The following is an 18860-nucleotide window of genomic DNA, read 5'->3' as shown; positions in this document are numbered from 1 at the left end:
GTTACGGGCGACGCGCGCGTCCGTCAACGCGCCCGGGATCGCCGAGCGGATGGCGCGCATTGACCAGCTCGACCAGCCGGCTCGCATCGACATGCGTGTAGATCTCGGTCGTCGCGATATCGGCATGGCCGAGCATCGACTGCAAGGCGCGCAAATCGGCGCCGCCGGCAAGCAGATGCGTCGCGAAGGCGTGGCGCAGCACGTGCGGGCTCACCCGGTCGGGCGCGATGCCCGCCTCCGCCGCCAGCGCCTTGACGAGCTGGTAGAGGCGGATGCGCGAGAGATGCCCCTTCCCCGACGGGAAGAGCCACGGCGTCTCGACCGCGACATGCTCGCGCCACTCCGCCACCGCCGCGCGGGCGCGGTCGGACAGCGGCACCAGCCGCTCGCGCCCGCCTTTGCCCTTGAGGATCAGATAGGGCCGGTCGGGATGGACGGCATTGCGCGGCAGGCTGACCAGCTCGGTCGCGCGCAGCCCCGATCCGTAGAGCAGCTCGACCAGCGCCGCGAGCCGCAGGTCGTTGGGCAGCGGCCGTTCCACCCCGATGCACGCGGCGATCGCCGCGAACAGCCGTTCGACATCGCCATGGCCCAGCACCTTTGGCAGCGGCCGCGCTGCGCCGGGACGCGGCAGCGCCTTGCCCGGATCGTCGGCGCGATGCCCCTCGTCGACAAGGAAGGCGTAAAAACGCCGCAACGCCGCCGACTTGCGCGCGACGGTGCTCCGCGCCAGCGCTCGCCAGTCCTCCGCCAGCACCTGCAACCGTGCGTCATCCGCCGCGACCAGCCCGCCCGGCACCGACGCCGAGGCGAGCGTCAGGTCGCTGCGATAGGCGGCGATCGTATTCGCCGCCGCGCCCGCCTCGGCGGCGAGCATCTCAAGGAACCGCTCGATCAGCGCGCGGTCACCGCTACTCACACCCGCGCGAGCGCCTCGGCGGCGATCATCCGCGCCTCGCCCTCCAGCCCGACCGCGCGCAGCGCGCTGACGATCCGGTAGAGCATCGCCGGCGGCACGCCGCGCCATTGCGGCGTCTGCATGCCGATCGCGGCGAGCAGCACCACCGTCCCCGGCTGGCCATCGGATGCGGCACGATCGATCGCACGCGTCCAGCTGTTCTCGGCGCCGATCTTCACGTCGAGCGCCGCCGCGGCGCGTTCGGTATCCTCCTGCGTCAGCCGGCCGAGACCGGCGAGGCCGGCGAAGAACAGTCGCTGCTTGAGCGCGGCATTGCCGCTGCCCGCATAGGACGACAATTGCCGGTAGCTCAGCCGCCCGCCGCTGTCGGGGTCGGCGAGGGCGATCATCGCCCAGGCGTCGCTGCCCTCGTCGACCGCGGCCCGCCAGCGCGCCGCGCTGCGATCGAGCCCCGCGGTCAACATCGACGCAACGAGCTGCGGCGCATCAGCGATCCCGGTGCGTACCGGCAGCCGCGCCGCGGCGCGCGCGGTCAGCACCAGCCGCGGATAGGCGGGCGTCGCGCCCCACAGCGCGCGCAACGCGGTCAGCCGCGTGTCCATGTCGCCGCCGATATAAGCGGTGCGCAGGTCGTTGATCGACGCGGCCACCGGCGCCGGCGTGTCATTGGCCGCATCGAGTGCGCCGTACAGATCGACCAGCGCCGCGGCGGACAGCACCCCCTGCCCCGCCGCTGCCTCCGCCGATGTCAGTCGCTCGGCCATCGGGATCCCCGGCGCGAGCGCATACCAATAGCGCGCCTGCGGTCCCGCGGTCGCGAACATGTCGGCGGGAATCGTGACTCCGGTCGCCGCGGCGAGGCCGAACCGCCAGGCGGTCAGCGCGTCGACGCCCGCCCATTCGATCGTCACCGCCTGTCCGCCACCAGGACCGGCACCGACCACCTTCTGCGCCAGTTGCAGGTCGATCCCGGTCGCGACGTTGCGCTTACGCGCGGCAGTGACGAGCGCTTTGGCGCGCGCCGGTTCGCCGGCGAGCCCCGCGCACATCGCCTGCGCCAGCGTCCAGCCGCGCTCGCGGGTCGCCGCGAACCCGGCATCGGCGATCGGGCACAATTCCGCCGGATCGCCGGTCGCCAGCGCGGCGTTCATCGCGACCTGATAAAGTTTGGGCGTATAGCCGGCATTGTCGACGCTCTGCACGACCGCACGCGCGCCGACCGCCTCGCCCATGCGCAGCAGCAGCCACGCGCGCTCGGCGGCGAAATCGGCGCCATGGACCTGCGCCGGCGTATCGAGCTGCGCGACCAAGGTCCGCCGCAGCAGGATCGACAGCCAGCGCGATGGCAGCGGCGCGGCGACGCGGCGCATCAGGCCTTCCAGATAGCGCCCGTCCGCCTCGCCGAACGCATCCGCAGCAAGCGCGCCCTCGCGCTCGCCTGCCGGCCCGACCCGGTCGAGCGACCTGCGCGCCGAGAGCGGCATCTCATATTGGGCGAGGACCGCCGGATCGACGGTTGGCGTCGGGCTCGGCGTGGCGCTCGCTACCGGTGCCGGCAGGTCGAGCGGCAGCGGCTGGACGAGCCCGGTCGCGGCGGGCGCCGGCGCGGTGGTGAGCGCGCTGCCGGTGGGCGTCGCCCGTGGCGCGGACGAGGTCGCGCGGGGCGAGGGGGCAGGCGCCGGTTCGCCGAAGCCGGGCGGCAGGATCGATTCGGGCCGCTCCTGCGCATAAGCGGCGACGGCGGCGGCGGTGATCGCGACGGCGGCGACGCCGCGCGTCAGTCGACGCAAGCCTGAGCGCCGCTTGTGTCCTGAAACCGCTGCCAAGATTCCCCCGTCATGCCGGACTTGTTCCGGCATCCACCGTTCCGCAGGCGACTGGTCCGTTGCTCCTGCGGCACCGTGGACCCCGGAACAAGTCCGGGGTGACGGCGTGGATGGAGCAGCCGGATCACTCATCGCCAAGCCGCCGTCCAGGCGACGCGCACAGCGTGCGCCCTAGCTGAGGTTGGCAAGCGTCACGGCCTTTTCGACATGCGTCTGCGGCCGCTCCGAGGCGCGGCCGGCGAGCAGGAACAGGCCGCCGCCCACCACGACGAGGAGCACGATGACGGAGAGGACCAAGCGAGACATACCGTACCTTAGGACACGTAAAAGACGGATGCGGAGCTTTTGCCCCGTCCGGACCCGCTGTATAGCGCTCCATTCCATGTTGCAAAGCGCTCATCCCCCGGCTGCCGCCCCTGCCCGCCACGATCCCGCTCGGCCGATCGTGCTGGTGGGGCTGATGGGCGTCGGCAAGTCGACCGTTGGCCGCCGGCTGGCGAACCGGATGCGCCTGCCTTTCGTCGACGCCGACACCGCGATCGAACAGGCCGCCGGCATGACCGTCGCGGAGATCTTCGCGCGTTTCGGCGAACCCTATTTCCGCGACGGCGAACGCCGCGTCATCCAGCGGTTGATGGACGGCACGCCCAAGGTGATCGCCACCGGCGGCGGCGCCTTCATCAACGACGAGACGCGTGCGCTGATCCTCGCCGAGGCGACCGCGATCTGGCTGCGCGCGCATCCCGACGTGCTCGCCGAACGCGTCGGCCGCCGCGACACCCGCCCGCTGCTGCGCGGCAAGGACCCGCGCAAGGTCCTCGCCGAGCTCGCCGCCATCCGCAACCCGATCTACGCCGAGGCCCATATCCACATCACCAGCAACGCCGCCCCGCACGAAACCACGGTCAATGCGATCCTGAAGGCGATCGGCCACGGGCGGCACGCGGCATGAGGACCGTCACCGTCGAGCTCGGCGACCGCCGCTATCCGATCCATATCGCGGCCGGACTGCTCGCAAGCGCCGCCGACCATCTCGCCCCGCTCGCGCGTGGCCGCACGATGGCGATCGTGACCGACGAGAACGTCCGCCCCCATGCCGACACGTTGCAGGCGGTGCTCGCCGCCGCCGGAGTGCGGAGCGAGGCGATCGTCCTGCCGCCCGGCGAGAAGACCAAGAGCTGGGAGCATCTCGCCGGCCTCTGCGACCGGCTGCTCGACCTCGGCGTCGAGCGCGGCGACCATGTCGTCGCGCTGGGTGGCGGGGTGATCGGCGACCTCGTCGGCTTCGCCTGCGCGATCCTCAAGCGCGGCTGCCACTTCGTCCAGATCCCCACCACCCTGCTCGCGCAGGTCGACAGTTCGGTCGGCGGCAAGACCGCGATCAACACCCGCGCCGGCAAGAATCTGATCGGCGCCTTCCACCAGCCGTCGCTGGTACTGATCGATCCGTCGCTGCTCGACACGCTGCCGCTGCGCGAGGTCCGCGCCGGTTACGCCGAAGTGGTCAAATACGGCCTGATCGACGATCCCGCCTTCTTCGAATGGTGCGAGGCGAACGGCGCGGCGCTGCTCGCCGGCGATCCGGCGGCGCGCGACCATGCGATCGCGCATGCCGTCGCCGCCAAGGCGCGCATCGTCGCCGCCGACGAGCATGAGACCAACGGCACGCGCGCGTTGCTCAACCTCGGCCACACCTTCGGCCATGCGCTGGAGGCCGAAGCGGGCTTCTCGCAGAAACTGATCCACGGCGAAGGCGTCGCGGCGGGCTGTTCACTCGCCTTCGCCTTCTCCGCCGCGCAGGGCATCGGTTCCGGACAGGACGCGGGCCGCGTCGCTGCGCATTTTCGCAGCGTCGGCCTGCCCGACGGTCTCGCCGCCGCCGGCATCGCCGCAAGCGGCGCGACGCTGGTCGACCATATGCGCCACGACAAGAAGATGGCGGCCGGCACGCTCCCCTTCCTGCTCGCCCGCGGCATCGGCCGGACCTATCTCGACAAATCGGTGGACCTCGCGGATGTCGCCGCGTTCCTCGACGCGCAGCCACGCTGATGCCCAACGGCATCGCCAAGGGCAATCTGCCGACCAAGATCTGCCCGGCGTGCGAGCGCCCCTTCGCGTGGCGCAAGAAATGGGCGCGCGACTGGGACTCGGTGATCTATTGCTCGGACGCCTGTCGCAAGAAGCGGTAGGCGTCCGGAAGGACAACGGTCGGGTAACCGCATGGATCTGGTGGGCCTGTCGAATGGCAGTGCCACCATTCGGACGTTCAGGACGTCCGGGTTCGCATCGCAACCCGACCGGCAATGAATGAGACCGCTGCCGCTGGAACTGCCAGGATGCACAGGAAGAGCAATCCTGCCGCGAGCAACGGGCCTGTTCCGGCGTTGGTCCACATCACTGGCAGCTGCGAGAACGTGATGATGACTCCAGCCAGCCACCCGTGGCTTCTTAGGAAATACCCGGCGACCGCCGCCAATGCGAGGGAGATTGGATACCAGAGCGTCCAATAACCATCGCTATCCCAGGGCTCCGGCGCGTCCGTCACCTCACAAACCAGCTGCCAGTACAATCCGCTGGCGAGCAGCAGGGCAAGAAGCTTCATCAATCGCGCACGCATGCCCGGTTGTTCTCACATCGGCGCTTGGGTGCCAACCTGTGGAGAGGCCATCGATGTCCGCCCGTGATCGCTCGCCCGGCGATGCCAACGCCGCCTCACCCCGTCGCGGCAATCCCCGGCACCAGCGATCGCGGCTTGAGAAGCATCGCCTGCCGCACCTCGCCGGGGTCGGCGAGCACGCGCGCCGGCTTGCCGATCAGATAGCCCTGGATCGCCGAACAGCCCTCGCGCGTCACGATCGACAGTTGCGCGGGCTGCTCGATCCCCTCGGCGAGCACCGACATGCCGAGCGTTCGGCCGAGCGCCGCCACCGACCGGAGGATCGACACCGCCTGGTCGTCATGGTCGATCGCCGACACGAACGAGGCGTCGAGCTTGATCCGGTCGAACGGGAACGAGCGGAGCACGTCGAGCGACGAATAGCCGACGCCGAAATCGTCGAGCGCGATGCCGATTCCCATCGCCTTCAGCGCCTGCAACTGGTCGAGTGCGAAGTTGCGATCGTGGATGATCGCGCTCTCGGTCAGTTCGAGTACCAGCCGTTCGGGCGGCAGGCCGCTGTCGGCGAGCGCCGCCGCCACCGTCTCGACCAGCCGCGGGTCGGCGAGGTGCTTGGGCGACAGATTGACCGCAACGATGTGCCGGTTGGTCCACAAGGCCGCCTCGAAACACGCCTGACGCAGGATCCAGATGCTCAGCGGCACGATCTCGCCGCTTTCCTCCGCCAGCGGAATGAACACCAACGGCGCGATCCGCCCCCGGGTCGGGTGGTTCCAGCGGACCAACGCCTCGTAACCGGTGATCTCGCCGGTTTCGACCGAAGCCTGCACCTGGTAATGGAGTTCGAACGCCTCCGCCTCGACCGCGGCGCGCAGGTCAGTGACCAGCTCGCGGCGCGCGCGTACCGCCTCGTCCATCTGCGCATCGTAGAAACACGGTTCCGGCGAGCGCGCCGCCTTGGCGCGGCTCATCGCCAGATCGGCCTTGGCGAGCAGCGCATCGGGATCGAAGCCGTCGTGATGCGCCAGCGCGACGCCGATATTGGCGTCGATCGTCGCGCTGAAGCGGTCGAACACGAACGGCGTGGCGAACGCCGCACGCAGCCGCAGCAGGAAGGCATCGAGCTCCTCCCCCGCGTCATAGGAGATGATCGCGGCGAATTCGTCGCCGCCCAGTCGCGCGATACATTCGCCGGGACGCAGGCTCGCGGTCAGCCGCGCCGCCAGCGCCATCAGCAACTGGTCGCCGGCCTGATGGCCATAAGTGTCGTTGACCACCTTGAACCGCGACAGGTCGAGCATCACCGCGGCGAGCCGGTGGTAGCCGCCGTCGATGCGGAAGCGCCGCTCCAGCTCCTCGGTGAAATGCATCCGGTTGGGCAGGTCGGTCAGCGCATCGTGCAGCGCCATGCGCCGCAGCCGCCGATACGATTCGCCCTGCGTATGGCCGTCGATCAGCGCGCTCACCGCGGCGCCGCCGATGACGATCATCGCCGCGATCGCGGTGGTGATCGCCAGCGTCGTCATCGTGACGTCGGACAATCCCTCCCCCAGCGTCAGCGCGGTGATCGACAGCGCCGCCATGCCGGTGAAATGGAGCGTCGCCACCGCCAGCGCGAGCGTCGCCGCCGCACCGACGTTGCGCCAGCCGCGGCGGCGCCTGAACAGCGCGAACGCGGCACCCGACAGCAGCATCGCGCAGACCAGCGAGGCGGCGACGAAACGCGCGTCCCAATGGACGATGCCGTCGACGCGATAGGCAGCCATGCCGAGATAATGCATGATTGTCATCGCCATCCCGACGATCGCGCCACCGCCGAAGCGCGCCGCGAGCGGCCGCCGCGCCGCGATCGCCAGCCCCGGCGCGGCCAGGACGATCACCGCGAGCAGCGAGGCGAGCGTCAGCAGCGGATCGAGCACCACCGGTGCGCTGGCGCGATAGGCCATCATCGCGACGAAATGCGTCGCCCACACCATCGTGCCGATGCCGACCGCGGTGAGCCCGATCCAGCCGGTGCGGCTGGGGCCGGGTGCCAGCGCGATGCGGCGGAAGGTCTGCAACGTCGCCAGCGAGCCGAGCAGCGCCACCGCCAGCGCCAATGCGACGAGCCGCAGGTCATGATCGTGTGCGATACATGCCACCACCCGCATCATGCGGCGTAGCCGAGGATATCGAGCCGCGCCTCGAGCGCCTGCGACGCCTGACGTGCGAGCCCGAGCAGATAGGCTTTCTGATCGGTCGAGGCGGGCGGACGCTCGACGGTATCGACGACGCACAGGGCGCCGACATCGACCCCGCTCAGCAGCCGCAGCGGCGCGCCGATATAATAACGGATGTGCGGCTCGCCGACCACGCCGGGCAGCTTGGCGAAACGCGGATCGTCGAGCGCGGCGCAGCATTCCAGTACGCCGTCCCGGTCGAGCGCGAAGCTGCAGAACCCGGCCTGTCGCGGCATGCAATGCAACGCGATACCCCGCGCCGCCTTGATCGCCTGCACGTCGTCATGGATCAGCGACAGCGCCGCGATCGGCGCGTGGAAGGCCGCAGCGGCGGCACCGACGAAACGATCGAACGCCGGCTCCGCCGACGCCTCAAGGCGGGCAAGCCCATGCACGGCTATCGAGCGGCGACGCTCGCGCAACAGGCTCTTGAACATCCCCGACCCACTATCATCCCGACGAGTGTCGACAATGGCCGTAAGACGTTAACAAATGTTGCAAATCTAGCGACGGGAAGCCGTAATGCCGGGCAAAGGCACGATCAGGCGATCGTCTCGCCTGCGCGGTGGTTAGGCCACTTTCTTCGCTGGCCTTTCGCGATTTTCTATTGCGCGCGGCGGAGGGACGCTAGGAAGGAGGTGGAAGGCACGCCGGGGGGCGTCGCCGAGGGGGTTCCAACCAGACGATGCGCCTGATCTTCAATCTGTCGCTGCTGTCCGTCGCCGTCATCGCCGCCGGTCCGGCCGCAGCCCAGACGCTGACGCCGCTGGCGGAGGCGCGCCTGCGCCACGAGCATGTCGAGCAGGACGGCCTGCCCGAGCACGCGGACGCGGTCACCGTTCGCGTCCGCGCCGGTTTGCAGGCACGCGCGGGGCATTGGACGGCGCTGGCGGAAGCGCAGGGCAATCTGGCGATCGTCGGCGACTATTACGACGGGCTTGCCGGTCCGGCGACCGTGCGTCCGCAGATCAGCGACCCGCAGAACGTCGCGCTCTATCGCGCGCAGCTGCAATATCGCAGCGACGCGTTGACCGTCACCGCCGGCCGCCAGCGCATCCAGCTCGACGACGAGCGCTTCGTCGGCGCCGCCGCGATACGCAACAACGGCCAGACCTTCGATGCGGTGCGTACCGAGCTGACCCCGGTCAAGGGCGTCAAGGCCGACGTCACCTATGCCTGGGGCGTGCGGACGGTGTGGGGGATCGACGGCGCGGGTGCGCGGCAACAGGCGATCGGCGGCAACAATGTCTTCGCGACCTTGGGGGTGACGACACCGGTCGGTACGCTGGCCGGCTTCGCCTATCTGGTCGATCAGGACGAGGCGATCGTCCAGGGCTATCGCCTGTCGAGCCAGACCTATGGCGCGCGGCTGGCGGGATCGCGCGGCTTCGGCAAGACGAAGCTGGCGTGGACCGCGAGCCATGCGCGCCAGTCCGACTATCACCGCAACCCCAACGACTATGCCGCCGATTATTGGCTGGCGGACATCGGCCTCGATCTCGCCGGGCCGAAGGTGGGCGCGGGCTATGAGGTGCTCGGCGCGGGGCGCGGGCGCAGCCGCGGCGCCACGCTGGCGAGCTTCCAGACGCCGCTCGCCTCGATCTTCAAATTCCAGGGCTGGGCCGACAAACTGACGACCACGCCCGCCGACGGCATCCGCGATCTCTACGGCAGCGCCGGCTGGGGCTGGCCGCAGCTCGGCGCGCTCAAGGCGGTGAGCGTGCAGGCGGTCTACCACCGCTTCGAGAGCGACCGGCTGGTGCGGCACTATGGCAACGAGATCGACCTGCTCGCGCAGGCGCGGATCGGGCGCACCGTCGCCAGCCTGCGCTACGCCGACTATCGCGCCGACCGCTTCGCCACCGACACGCGCAAAGTTTGGTTGCAGATGGACTGGACGCTGTAGCGATCGGCGGAAGAGGAGGATGACGTGACGCTTCATGGCTGGTGGCTGTTCGTCGGCGCGGTGTTCCTGCTGTGCGGAACGCCGGGACCGAACATGCTCCACATCCTGTCGCGCAGCGTTGCGCTCGGCGCGCGGCGCAGCGTCGCGGCAATGGCGGGATGCCTGACCGCGCTGGTGCTGGTGCTCGCCGCCTCCGCCGCGGGGCTCACCACGCTCCTGCTCGCGCTGCCCGGGGCGTTCGAGGTGCTGCGCTATGCCGGCGTCGCCTATCTGATCGTCCTCGGCGTCAAGGCGTGGCGGGCCGACGTCGCGCCGATCGACGTCGGCGCTGGCACGCTGCCGCGAACGGTATCGCTCGCCGCGCTGTTCCGCGGCGGCTTCGCGATCGGCATCAGCAATCCCAAGCTGCTGCTGTTCGCTGCGGCCTTCCTGCCGCAGTTCGTGACGCCGACGGCACCGCAGGGGCCGCAATTCGCGATCCTGGTGGTGACCTTCGCGGCGCTCGAATGCTTCTGGTACGGCGTCTATGCGATGGGCGGCCGCTCGCTGTCGGCGCATCTCGCCCGGCCGACGGTGAAGCGCGCGTTCAACCGCCTCACCGGCATCATCTTCATCGGCTTCGGCGCGGCGCTGCTGCGCGCCAAATCTGCCTGAGCGTCATCCGCCCGCATCCGTATGGAATAGTCCGAAACGGTAATGAACCGAACGACGGGCGCGGAGTTGATGCGGGTCGGCCGGCCCCGCGCGGGTGCCGGACGCATTCGGAAGGACATGAGATGACACGCAAGCATATCGCCGTCGCCGCCGCCCTCAGCTTCGCCCTCACCTGCGGCGCCCCGGCCTTAGCGCAGACCGTCCGCGAGACGAAGGTCGATCACGACACCAAGGTGCATGACGGCGTCGCCACCACCACGACCAAGGTGACCGAAACCAGCAAGCGCAAGACGCACCGTCCCAAGAAGGTGCTCGGCGTCAAGGTCGGCCACAAGACGGTCAAGCACAAGGTCGTGCGCGAAACCTCGGTCAGCTCGAACGGCGACCGCAAGGTCGCGGTGAAGACCAACTGATCCGTCGCCGCCGTCGTCTGTAAGAAGGCCGGCGGCAAGTTGTAGCTACCACCCATCACCCCGGACTGGTTCCGGGGTGATGGTTTTCTTGAGGCGATCGACGAAGCTTCGTGAACGCCTCGGTCGTCGCCGGCGATTCACCGCGACCGTCACAGCGCGAACCGGATGGTGCCGACCGCGCGGCGCGGATCGCCGATCGCCACCCCATAGGCATTGACCGCCGACGTATAATACGTGCGGTCGAAGACGTTCTTGAGATTGAACTGGAACGCCACCGTCCGCCCGGCGAGCGTCGTGTCGTAGCTGACGAAGCCGTCGACGACGGTATAAGCGGGCAGCCAGAAGCTATTGGCATTGTCCCCGGGACGCCGCCCGACATAGCGCCCGCCGCCGCCGAAGCGCAGCCGGTCGTCTCCCGCCAGCGCCCCGACGTCATAGGCGAAGAACAGCGAGCCGGTATCGCGCGCGACGTTGGCGAGCGACCGGCCGGCAAACACCGGATCCTCCGTCGTCCGCGCATCGGTATAGGCATAGCTGCCGATCAGGCTGAGCGTCCGCGTCACCTGCCCTGCGAGATCGAGCTCGACGCCGCGCGAGGCGGCGCGACCCGCGGTGCGATAGACGTTGAGCGCGGTCTTCGCGTCGAACTGGCGGACCAGCACGTTGCGCTTGTCGATATCGTACAGCGCCAGTGTCGCGGTGATGCCGTCGGGCAGATCGAGCTTCGCGCCCACCTCGTAGGAGCGGCCGCGCTCGGGCGGCATGGCGGAGGTGATGACGGCACCGCCATCGAGCGGCGCAACGGTGGAATTGGGTTTCAGCGAGCGCGTGTAGCTCGCGTAGATCGAAACGACGTCCGCCGCCTTCCACACCAGCCCCGCCTGCGGGACGAACGACCAGCCGTCGAGATCGGTGTTGGTGACGAACGGCCGCCCCTTCCCCGCCTGCTGCCGGAAGCTGATCAGCCGGCCGCCGGCGGTGACGATCCAGTGGTCGCCGAGATGGATCGCGTCCTGCCCGAACAGTGAAACGTTGTTGAGCCGGTCGGTCTGGTCGCTGTCCGTCGGCGAGACCGTGGTCGGGAATGGTTCGCGACCGTAGACCGGCCGCAGCACGTTGAAGCCGTAACGCACCTTCTGCCGGATGAGGTCGCGCCGATAGTAGCGCCGATATTCGCCCTCGACGCCGAGGATGACGTGGTGCTCCGCGCCGAAGAGACCGAAACGGCCATCGGCATAGGCCTGGACATAGGCGTCGGTGCCGAGCGATCCGCGGGTGGCATCGTTACTGCGGGTCAGCGTCGCCTTGGCGGTGTCGATCCCGGTGACGCGTAACTGGCCGGCATCATAGCTTTCGCTGTTGAAGCTGGCGGCGAGATGCGCTGCCCAGCCGTCGCCGAGCTGATGGTCGACCGCGAGCTGGACGAGATGGCTGTCGCCCCACATCCGGTTGACGGGATCGTCGAGCCGCCGGCGGCGCGGGATCGCCAGCGGCGTCAGCGTGCGCGGATCGAGCGCGATGCCGCGGTCGAACGGATAGGAAAAGCGGCGATATTCGTACCACAACACCGCCTGCGTCGTGGCGCCGTACCAGCCGAGCGACGGCGCGACGAGCGTGTCGCGGCGGGTGCCGAAGACTCGCCAATAATCCTCGTCCTGATGATCGAGCACGATCCGGCCGGCGAGCGCGCCGGCGATCGGCCCGGTCAGATCGACGGTCGCCTGCAGCCCGGCGCGGCCCGCGGCATAGCTCGATCCGGTCAATGCCACGGAGCCGTTCGTCGCGAGCAGCGGCTTGCGGCTGACGATGTTGATGACGCCGCCGGGGTCCATGATGCCGTAGAGCAGCGAACTCGGCCCCTTGAGCACTTCGACGCTCTGCGCGGCGGCGTTGAAGCCGCGGCCCTGCACCAGCGGCATGCCGTTGTGCATCACCGATCCGTCGCGATTGCCGCCGAAGCCGCGCTTGAGCACGGTATCCTGCGTCGCGGCGAGCGTATTGCCCTGGGTGATGCCGCTGACGTTGGCGAGCACCTCGTCGAGATAGCGCGGATGCTGATCGCGGATCACCTGCGCGGGGACGATGTTGACCGCTTGCGGCGTGTCGAGCGGTGTCGCGGCGGAGCGCAACGTCGAGGCATCGGGGGTCGGCTGGTAGCGATCGTCGGCGCCCTTCGGTGCGGGCGAGGCACGGCCGGTGACGACGATGTCCTGCCCCAATCCGGTCGGCGGCGGCCGGTCGTCCGCCGCCGATGACGGCGCCGCGACGGCGGGCGTCGCCGCCGCCAGGCCCGCGGCCAACAGGCCGCTGCTCCAGATGTTCATGATTGCCGTTCCCCCTTCGAACGGCGCCCCGTAATCAAACGCTAAGCGTTCGCAATAGCGCTGTCGGCCGTTTCAACGGGTGATCCGCTCAACCTCCGCTCCCGGCTCGAAAGTTTTTTCGCGGTTTAAGCGGGAATGTCACAATCCTTGACCAAGGGGACGCGGCACGCCGCAACGACGGCAGCGATCAGCACATCGAACGATCAACAGTGGGGCCTCATGTTCAAATCCGTTCTCGCCACCAGCACCGCGCTCGTCTCGCTCTGCACGATCCTCGCCGCGCCGGCCTCCGCCCAGACCGCGGCGCCCCAGCCGGATGCACCCCAGACGGCCGACGCCGCGACGGCGCCCGAACAGACCGGTGCCACCACGCCCGAGCCGGCGGATCGCGACATCATCGTCACCGGATCGACGCGCGCGCAGCGCCGCTTCGACGCCTCCTATGCGATCAACACGGTGACGCAGGCGGACATCGAGAAGATCGCGCCGGTCAATTTCGCCGACCTCATCGGCCAGCTTCCCGGCTTCCAGACCGAGATCACCGGCGGCGAGGTGCAGAACATCTACCGCATCCGCGGCCTGCCCAACGACGGCGGCTTCGTCAGCTTCCAGCAGGACGGCCTGCCGCTGTTTCACGAGAATGACGGCGTCTTCTTCCGCGGCGACGCGATCCTCAAGCCCGACCTGATGACCGAGCGCGTCGAGGTGGTCCGCGGCGGCCCGGCACCGGTCTATGCCAGCTATTCGGGCGCGATCGTCAACGCGATCGAGGTCACCGGCCGCGACACGGTGCGCGGCAAGGCGCAGCTGACGCTCGGCGATACCGGCCTGTATCGCGGCGATTTCGTCCAGTCGGGGCCGCTCGGCGACCGGACCTATTATGCGGTCGGCGGCTTCGTCCGCTATCACGACGGCTATCGCGACAACGGCTTCCCCAACGACAAGGGCGGCCAGTTCCGCGCCAACATCAAGCACGACCTCGACAACGGTTCGCTGCGGGTGAGCGTCAACTACGTCAACGACCACAACGTCTTCTACCTGCCGATCCCGACCGCCGACCCGCGCAATCCGTCGGTGTCGCTCGACCGCTACATCGATTATTTCAGCGGCACGCTGAACTCGCCGGCGTTGCGCAACGTCGACCTGCGCTACCGCAACGGCGCCGGCGTCGTGCAGAACGAGGCGAGCGATCTGGGCGACGGCCGACACATGCGGATGGTCAACGTCGGCGCGCAATATGACGCCGAATTCGACGGCTGGCTGGTCTCCGCCAAGGCCGGCTTCACGATGGGCAAACTCGACTTCACCGCCTTTTATTCGACGACCAATCCGGCGGATGCGAATGCCTTCGCCAGCGGCTATCAGGCGCGGGCGACGACTGCATTCGGCCCCGTCACGTCGCTGGGCTACGTGCTGGCAGGCACGAACACGGTCTATGATCCCTATGGCGCGTCCGGGCTGGTCATGCAGGGCCAGTATCGAGACATCCATTCGAAATTCTATTCGAACCAGATCAATCTGTCGGTCGCCAAGAAGTTCGAGACCGGCTTCGGCAGCCACGACCTCAAGCTCGGCCTGTACGGCAGTCTGTATGGCGAGGACAGCCGGACGATCTACCAGAACTATCTGATCGAGGTCGCGAGCCGGCCCCGCACGCTCGATCTCGTCGCCTACAATGCCGCCGGTACGCGGATCGGTCGGGTCACCGACAATGGCGCGCTCAGCTACGCCGCGACGCTGACCAAGGGCGATTCCGACGCACAGATGGTCGCGGTCTTCGCCAACGATACGTGGGAGATCGTGCCGGGACTGCGCATCGATGCGGGCATCCGTCACGAGCGCTATAACTACAACGGCTATGCCTTGCTTACCGGTGCGGCGAACCTCGGCGATGCCACCACGCTGGCCGACGATGCGACCCGCGCCTTCACCGGCGGCATCATCAACCAGCGGCTGAAGACGCATGCCACCAACTGGACGGCCGGCGCCAACTACGACTTCAACACGCATATCGGCGTCTACGGCCGCGCCGCGCATCTCGAAACGCCACCGAGCGTGCAGACCGTGATGAGCATCAACCCGACGATCATCACCACGATCGCCAACCAATATGAGGCCGGCCTCAAGCTCGCCGCCGGCCGTTCGTACCTCTACGTCACCGGCTTCTACACCAATTTCGATCCGCTCAACGCCTCGTTCCTCGCCTTCGACCCGACGACGGGGCGTAACGACGTCAACGTCCCCTTCATCGGCAAGGCCAAGGTCAAGGGCGTCGAATTCGACGGCGCGCTGGCGATCACGCCATGGTTCATGCTCAATGGCGCGCTGACGGTCAGCGACCCCGAATATCGCAACTTCCAGAACGCCAATGGCGCCGACCCGGCGCAGGCCGAGGGCAAACAGATCGTCCGCCAGCCGAAGATCTATGGCAACATCCGCCCCAGCTTCGACTTCGATCTGGGCGGCAATGCGATCTCGCTGTACGGTCGCTACACCTATATGGGGAAGCGCTATGTCGACTTCTACAATCGCACGGCGCTGCCCGCTTATGGCACGACGGGGGCGGGCGTGACGGTGCGGCACGGGACGTGGCAGTTGCAGGTGGTCGGTGACAATCTGTTCAATGCGCACGGCCTGACCGAGGGCAATACGCGCACCGATCAGGTCAGCGGCCAAGGCAGCCCGGAGGCGATCTACGGCCGGCCGATCTTCGGCCGCAACGTCCGCCTCGTCGTCGGCAAATCGTGGTGAGGATGCGGCTGGCGGCGGCGGCGCTGATGCTGGCATGCGTGCCCGCCGCCGCCGCGCCGGCCGGCGACCGCGTCGTCGCCGCGCTGTCGCACCGACTGTTCCCGCTGCTCGACGCACTCGGCGGCGACCCGGTGGCGACCGCCCGGCTCGAGGCACAACCCGGCGTTGCGGCGATGCTCGCGGCACGCGCTGCGCGGCGCACGGCTTGCGCGCAGGATCTCGCCTGTCTCGCGCAGGCGATGGTGTGGACGCCCGAAGACGGCGCTGCGCTCACGGCGGCGGTGCCGGCGAACGCCAGCCGTGCCGATGACGGCGCACGCGCGCAGGCGGCGCGCGAGATCGAGGGGATCAACACGATCCTGCGCACCTATGCGCTCAATCAGGTGCCACGCTACCCGCAGATCGACGGCGCCGGCATACTCGATCCGCTTGAGCTGCGCGCGCGGGTGCAGGCGGCGGACTGGCTGGCGCGGACGCCGCGCGACGGGTCGGCGCAGGCGCTCGACCCGAGCGTCGAATTCACGCTGGCGCTGCTCGACGTCAGCGACCGCACCGACGCGATCGGCTTCGAGCCGATCACCGGCGGCTTCAACGCCCCCGCCGTCAGGCGCGCGCGCACGCTCGACTGGTCGCGCTGGCGGTATAGCGCGTTGATCCTCACTGGCGTCGGTCCGGAGACGCCGGACGCGGCGCTCAGCCCCTATGGCAAATATCACGTCCGCCTCGCCGCGGACCGGTTCGCGCGCGGCGATATCGCCTTCATCCTGCTGACCGGTGGCCGCGCCCATCCCCGCGCGACGCGCTTCACCGAGGCGGAGCAGATGCGCAGCGCGCTGATCGACCGCTACGGCATCCCCGCCGAGGCGATCCTGATCGAACCCTATGCGCGCCACACCACGACCAATTTGCGCAACGCGACACGGGTGCTTGCCGCAATCGGCGCGCCGCTCGACCGCGACACGCTGATCGTCTGCAATCCCGGCCAGAGCGAGACGATCGCCAGCCCGGCCTTCGCGCAACGCAACCTGACGGAACTCGGCTACGAGCCGGGCACCGTCGGCCGGCGTCTGTCACCGACCGAGCTGGAATTCCGCCCGTCGCCCAAATCGCTGCGCATCGATCCGCGCGATCCACTCGACCCCTGATCCGAAAGCCTCCGCCGATGCGCCGCTTCCTCTTCGCCGCCCTCGCCCTGCTGCCGACGCCCGCGCTCGCCTGGGGCGGCACCGCGCACGCGGTGATCGACCGTGCCGCGATCGCGGCGATCCCCGACGATGGCCCGGTCTTCCTGCGCCGGCACGTCGATTATATCGCCAGCTCCGCCGCGCTGCCCGACGCGTGGCGCAACGCCGCGGAGAATTTCGCGAAGATCGAGGAAGACCCGAACCACGGCTGGTTCCGCGAGCAATTCACCTTCCTCAAGCCGATCCCGCGCTCGCGCTATGAATTCGTCATCGCGCTGTTCAAACACTATGAAGCGATCAAGCGCAGCGATCCCGCCACCGCGGCGCGCACCAACGTGCGCTGGACGGGCACTCTCCCCTATGCGGCGATGGAGGCATATCAGCGGATCATCGTCTGCATGCGGCAGGTCCGCGCGGCGCAGGCGGCGCAGCACGATGCCGCCTTCGCCGAACAGCATTGCGCCTTCGACGTCATCCGCCTCGGCCATTATATCGGCGACGGCGCGCAGCCGCTGCACGACTCGGTCAACAGCGACGGCTGGCGCGGCGCCAATCCCAAGGGCTATACGACCGATCGCTCGATCCACGGCCGGTTCGAGAGCGGCTTCGTCGACGGCATGCGGCTGACCGCCGCCGATCTCGCGCCGCGCATCGGTGCCCCGGGACGGCGCAGCGGCGACATGTTCGACGCGATCCTCGCTTTCCTCGATAACGCCGGCGACCAGATGGAGCGCGTCTACATCCTCGAACGGCGCAACGGCTTTCGCGACTTCGCCGACAAGGACGTGCGCGCGCTGATCTACGAGCGGACCAGCGCCGGCGCGACGATGTTGCGCGACATGCTGTGCCGCGCTTGGGCGGAAAGCGCGGTGCCGCCGGCCGAGGTCAAGCCGTCACCGATCGACTTCGACAACCCCCGCTTCGATCCCGAGACGGGGTCCGCGCCGGGCTGAAAGAAGTTTTCGGAAACGCAGCCATTCCGTGCGCAATCTTGCGACGGCTCTCGATCACGCCCAGTTTGTCGCGATGAAGAACATCGGCTTTCTCTCGTTCGGCCATTGGTCCGACGCCCCCGGTTCGGCGACCCGCTCGGCGCAGGACGTGCTGCTCCAGTCGATCGACCTCGCGGTCGCGGCGGAGGAACTCGGCGCGGACGGCGCCTATTACCGCGTCCACCATTTCGCGCAGCAGCTCGCCTCGCCCTTCCCGCTGCTCGCCGCGGTCGGCGCACGGACGAAGCGGATCGAGATCGGCACCGGCGTGATCGACATGCGCTACGAGAACCCCTTCTACATGGTCGAGGATGCCGGCGCCGCCGACCTGATCAGCGGCGGGCGGCTGCAACTGGGCATCAGCCGCGGCTCGCCCGAACAGGTGATCGAGGGCTGGCGTCATTTCGGCTATGCCCCCGCGTCCGGTGAGAGCGACGCCGACATGGGCCGCCGCCACGGCGAATTGTTTCACGAACTGCTCGCGGGCAAGGGCTTCGCCAAGCCCAATCCGCGGCCGATGTTCCCCAACCCGCCGGGTCTGCTGCGACTCGAGCCGCATGCCGAAGGGCTGCGCGAGCGGATCTGGTGGGGATCGAGCAGCGACGCCACCGCGATCTGGGCGGCGCAAAAGGGCATGAACCTGCAGAGCTCGACGCTCAAGGCCGACGAGAGCGGCGAGCCGTTCCACGTCCAGCAGGCCAAGCAGATCCGCGCCTATCGCGCCGCCTGGCAGGAGGCGGGCCATGCCCGCACCCCGCGCGTCTCGGTGTCGCGATCGATTTTCGCAATAATGAACGATCGCGACCGGCAGTATTTCGGCCGCGGCGACAGCAGCGACCAGATCGGCGTGATCGACAATATGCGCGCGGTGTTCGGCCGCTCCTATGCGGCCGAACCCGAGACGCTGATCGACCAGCTCCGCGCCGACGAGGCGATCGCCGAGGCGGACACGCTGCTGCTGACGGTGCCCAACCAGCTCGGCGTGGCGTATAACACCCACGTCATCGAGTCCGTGCTCCGCCACGTCGCGCCCGCGCTCGGCTGGCGCTGAGCGC

Annotated in this window: 16 protein-coding genes and 2 pseudogenes; 11 read left to right on the top strand and 7 right to left on the bottom strand. The window is 68.7% G+C overall.

The window, feature by feature from the left end:
* Position 1 precedes the first annotated feature (1 nt).
* The 3 genes from MC45_RS02285 to MC45_RS19900 form a co-directional block, all read right to left on the bottom strand.
* Complete coding sequence (locus MC45_RS02285) at positions 2-919, bottom strand: tyrosine-type recombinase/integrase (RefSeq protein WP_038658992.1); 918 nt, start codon at positions 917-919, stop codon at positions 2-4.
* Positions 916-2709, bottom strand: a complete 1794-nt coding sequence (locus MC45_RS02280) for a hypothetical protein (protein ID WP_169742515.1) — start codon at positions 2707-2709, stop codon at positions 916-918. The genes MC45_RS02285 and MC45_RS02280 overlap by 4 nt, the downstream gene beginning before the upstream one ends.
* Before the next feature lie 207 nt (positions 2710-2916).
* Positions 2917-3051, bottom strand: coding sequence for a hypothetical protein (locus MC45_RS19900; protein WP_281177479.1), 135 nt, complete (start codon positions 3049-3051; stop codon positions 2917-2919).
* Between the two features lie 76 nt (positions 3052-3127).
* Between MC45_RS19900 and MC45_RS02275 the strand changes: the two genes are divergently transcribed.
* From MC45_RS02275 to MC45_RS18815, 3 genes are read left to right on the top strand one after another with little or no spacing between them, the layout of a single operon-like run.
* On the top strand, positions 3128-3697 hold the full coding sequence (locus MC45_RS02275; RefSeq protein ID WP_081974304.1) for a shikimate kinase: 570 nt from the start codon (positions 3128-3130) through the stop codon (positions 3695-3697).
* Positions 3694-4794 (top strand): 3-dehydroquinate synthase, encoded by a 1101-nt coding sequence (aroB, locus tag MC45_RS02270; protein WP_038658988.1) that lies wholly within the window; start codon positions 3694-3696, stop codon positions 4792-4794. The genes MC45_RS02275 and aroB overlap by 4 nt, the downstream gene beginning before the upstream one ends.
* Positions 4794-4934 carry a DUF2256 domain-containing protein gene (locus MC45_RS18815; protein ID WP_081974303.1) on the top strand — a complete coding sequence of 47 codons (141 nt, stop codon included), beginning with the start codon at positions 4794-4796 and terminating at the stop codon, positions 4932-4934. The genes aroB and MC45_RS18815 overlap by 1 nt, the downstream gene beginning before the upstream one ends.
* Before the next feature lie 77 nt (positions 4935-5011).
* On the opposite strand, the gene MC45_RS02265 is transcribed toward MC45_RS18815, so the two are convergent.
* The gene (locus MC45_RS02265; protein WP_052075478.1) at positions 5012-5362 is read right to left on the bottom strand and encodes a hypothetical protein; all 351 of its coding nucleotides are present in this window, start codon (positions 5360-5362) and stop codon (positions 5012-5014) included.
* 95 nt (positions 5363-5457) lie between these two features.
* Complete coding sequence (locus tag MC45_RS02260; protein ID WP_245640898.1) at positions 5458-7512, bottom strand: putative bifunctional diguanylate cyclase/phosphodiesterase; 2055 nt, start codon at positions 7510-7512, stop codon at positions 5458-5460.
* Here MC45_RS02260 and MC45_RS20045 point away from each other — a divergent pair.
* Positions 7461-7619: pseudogene (locus MC45_RS20045) on the top strand (KH domain-containing protein); the annotation flags it as partial. The gene MC45_RS02260 and the pseudogene MC45_RS20045 overlap by 52 nt on opposite strands.
* Here the strand turns inward: MC45_RS20045 and MC45_RS02255 are convergent.
* Positions 7560-8018 (bottom strand): annotated as a pseudogene (locus MC45_RS02255) (GAF domain-containing protein); the annotation flags it as partial. The pseudogenes MC45_RS20045 and MC45_RS02255 overlap by 60 nt on opposite strands.
* 248 nt (positions 8019-8266) lie before the next feature.
* On the opposite strand from MC45_RS02255, the gene MC45_RS02250 reads away from it, so the two are divergent.
* The 3 genes from MC45_RS02250 (at position 8267) to MC45_RS02240 (ending at position 10554) form a co-directional block, all read left to right on the top strand.
* The gene (locus MC45_RS02250; protein ID WP_038658980.1) at positions 8267-9487 is read left to right on the top strand and encodes an alginate export family protein; all 1221 of its coding nucleotides are present in this window, start codon (positions 8267-8269) and stop codon (positions 9485-9487) included.
* Between the two features lie 24 nt (positions 9488-9511).
* Complete coding sequence (locus MC45_RS02245; protein WP_038658979.1) at positions 9512-10141, top strand: LysE family translocator; 630 nt, start codon at positions 9512-9514, stop codon at positions 10139-10141.
* A 122-nt stretch (positions 10142-10263) separates the two neighbouring features.
* Positions 10264-10554 carry a hypothetical protein gene (locus MC45_RS02240; RefSeq protein ID WP_038658976.1) on the top strand — a complete coding sequence of 97 codons (291 nt, stop codon included), beginning with the start codon at positions 10264-10266 and terminating at the stop codon, positions 10552-10554.
* Positions 10555-10703: 149 nt separating this feature from the next.
* Here MC45_RS02240 and MC45_RS02235 read toward each other — a convergent pair whose 3' ends face one another.
* Positions 10704-12878 carry a TonB-dependent siderophore receptor gene (locus tag MC45_RS02235; protein ID WP_245640821.1) on the bottom strand — a complete coding sequence of 725 codons (2175 nt, stop codon included), beginning with the start codon at positions 12876-12878 and terminating at the stop codon, positions 10704-10706.
* 219 nt (positions 12879-13097) lie between these two features.
* On the opposite strand from MC45_RS02235, the gene MC45_RS02230 reads away from it, so the two are divergent.
* The 4 genes from MC45_RS02230 to MC45_RS02215 are packed head-to-tail and all read left to right on the top strand — an operon-like array spanning position 13098 to position 18856.
* The gene (locus MC45_RS02230; RefSeq protein WP_038658973.1) at positions 13098-15629 is read left to right on the top strand and encodes a TonB-dependent receptor; all 2532 of its coding nucleotides are present in this window, start codon (positions 13098-13100) and stop codon (positions 15627-15629) included.
* Positions 15630-15631: 2 nt separating this feature from the next.
* Positions 15632-16774 (top strand): YdcF family protein, encoded by a 1143-nt coding sequence (locus MC45_RS02225; RefSeq protein WP_038658970.1) that lies wholly within the window; start codon positions 15632-15634, stop codon positions 16772-16774.
* A gap of 17 nt (positions 16775-16791) precedes the next feature.
* A complete protein-coding gene (locus MC45_RS19640; protein ID WP_038658967.1) occupies positions 16792-17766 on the top strand; it encodes a phospholipase C/P1 nuclease family protein in 975 nt (324 codons plus the stop codon).
* Positions 17767-17794: 28 nt separating this feature from the next.
* Positions 17795-18856 (top strand): LLM class flavin-dependent oxidoreductase, encoded by a 1062-nt coding sequence (locus MC45_RS02215; protein ID WP_245640820.1) that lies wholly within the window; start codon positions 17795-17797, stop codon positions 18854-18856.
* Positions 18857-18860: the final 4 nt, after the last annotated feature.

Origin of the sequence: Sphingomonas taxi, from assembly GCF_000764535.1 — a bacterium.
GTDB lineage: Bacteria > Pseudomonadota > Alphaproteobacteria > Sphingomonadales > Sphingomonadaceae > Sphingomonas > Sphingomonas taxi.
The sequence above is the reverse complement of the archived record's forward strand: the minus strand, read 5'-3'. Positions and strand labels throughout refer to the sequence as shown.

What these genes read in the sequence shown, in the direction of transcription:
- MC45_RS19900 (WP_281177479.1), bottom strand. Translation starts at nt 3,051, where the DNA reads ATGTCTCGCTTGGTCCTCTCCGTCATCGTGCTCCTCGTCGTGGTGGGC.
- MC45_RS02275 (WP_081974304.1), top strand. Translation starts at nt 3,128, where the DNA reads ATGTTGCAAAGCGCTCATCCCCCGGCTGCCGCCCCTGCCCGCCACGAT.
- aroB (WP_038658988.1), top strand. Translation starts at nt 3,694, where the DNA reads ATGAGGACCGTCACCGTCGAGCTCGGCGACCGCCGCTATCCGATCCAT.
- MC45_RS18815 (WP_081974303.1), top strand. Translation starts at nt 4,794, where the DNA reads ATGCCCAACGGCATCGCCAAGGGCAATCTGCCGACCAAGATCTGCCCG.
- MC45_RS02265 (WP_052075478.1), bottom strand. Translation starts at nt 5,362, where the DNA reads ATGCGTGCGCGATTGATGAAGCTTCTTGCCCTGCTGCTCGCCAGCGGA.
- MC45_RS02260 (WP_245640898.1), bottom strand. Translation starts at nt 7,512, where the DNA reads ATGCGGGTGGTGGCATGTATCGCACACGATCATGACCTGCGGCTCGTC.
- MC45_RS02250 (WP_038658980.1), top strand. Translation starts at nt 8,267, where the DNA reads ATGCGCCTGATCTTCAATCTGTCGCTGCTGTCCGTCGCCGTCATCGCC.
- MC45_RS02240 (WP_038658976.1), top strand. Translation starts at nt 10,264, where the DNA reads ATGACACGCAAGCATATCGCCGTCGCCGCCGCCCTCAGCTTCGCCCTC.
- MC45_RS02235 (WP_245640821.1), bottom strand. Translation starts at nt 12,878, where the DNA reads ATGAACATCTGGAGCAGCGGCCTGTTGGCCGCGGGCCTGGCGGCGGCG.
- MC45_RS02230 (WP_038658973.1), top strand. Translation starts at nt 13,098, where the DNA reads ATGTTCAAATCCGTTCTCGCCACCAGCACCGCGCTCGTCTCGCTCTGC.
- MC45_RS02225 (WP_038658970.1), top strand. Translation starts at nt 15,632, where the DNA reads ATGCGGCTGGCGGCGGCGGCGCTGATGCTGGCATGCGTGCCCGCCGCC.
- MC45_RS19640 (WP_038658967.1), top strand. Translation starts at nt 16,792, where the DNA reads ATGCGCCGCTTCCTCTTCGCCGCCCTCGCCCTGCTGCCGACGCCCGCG.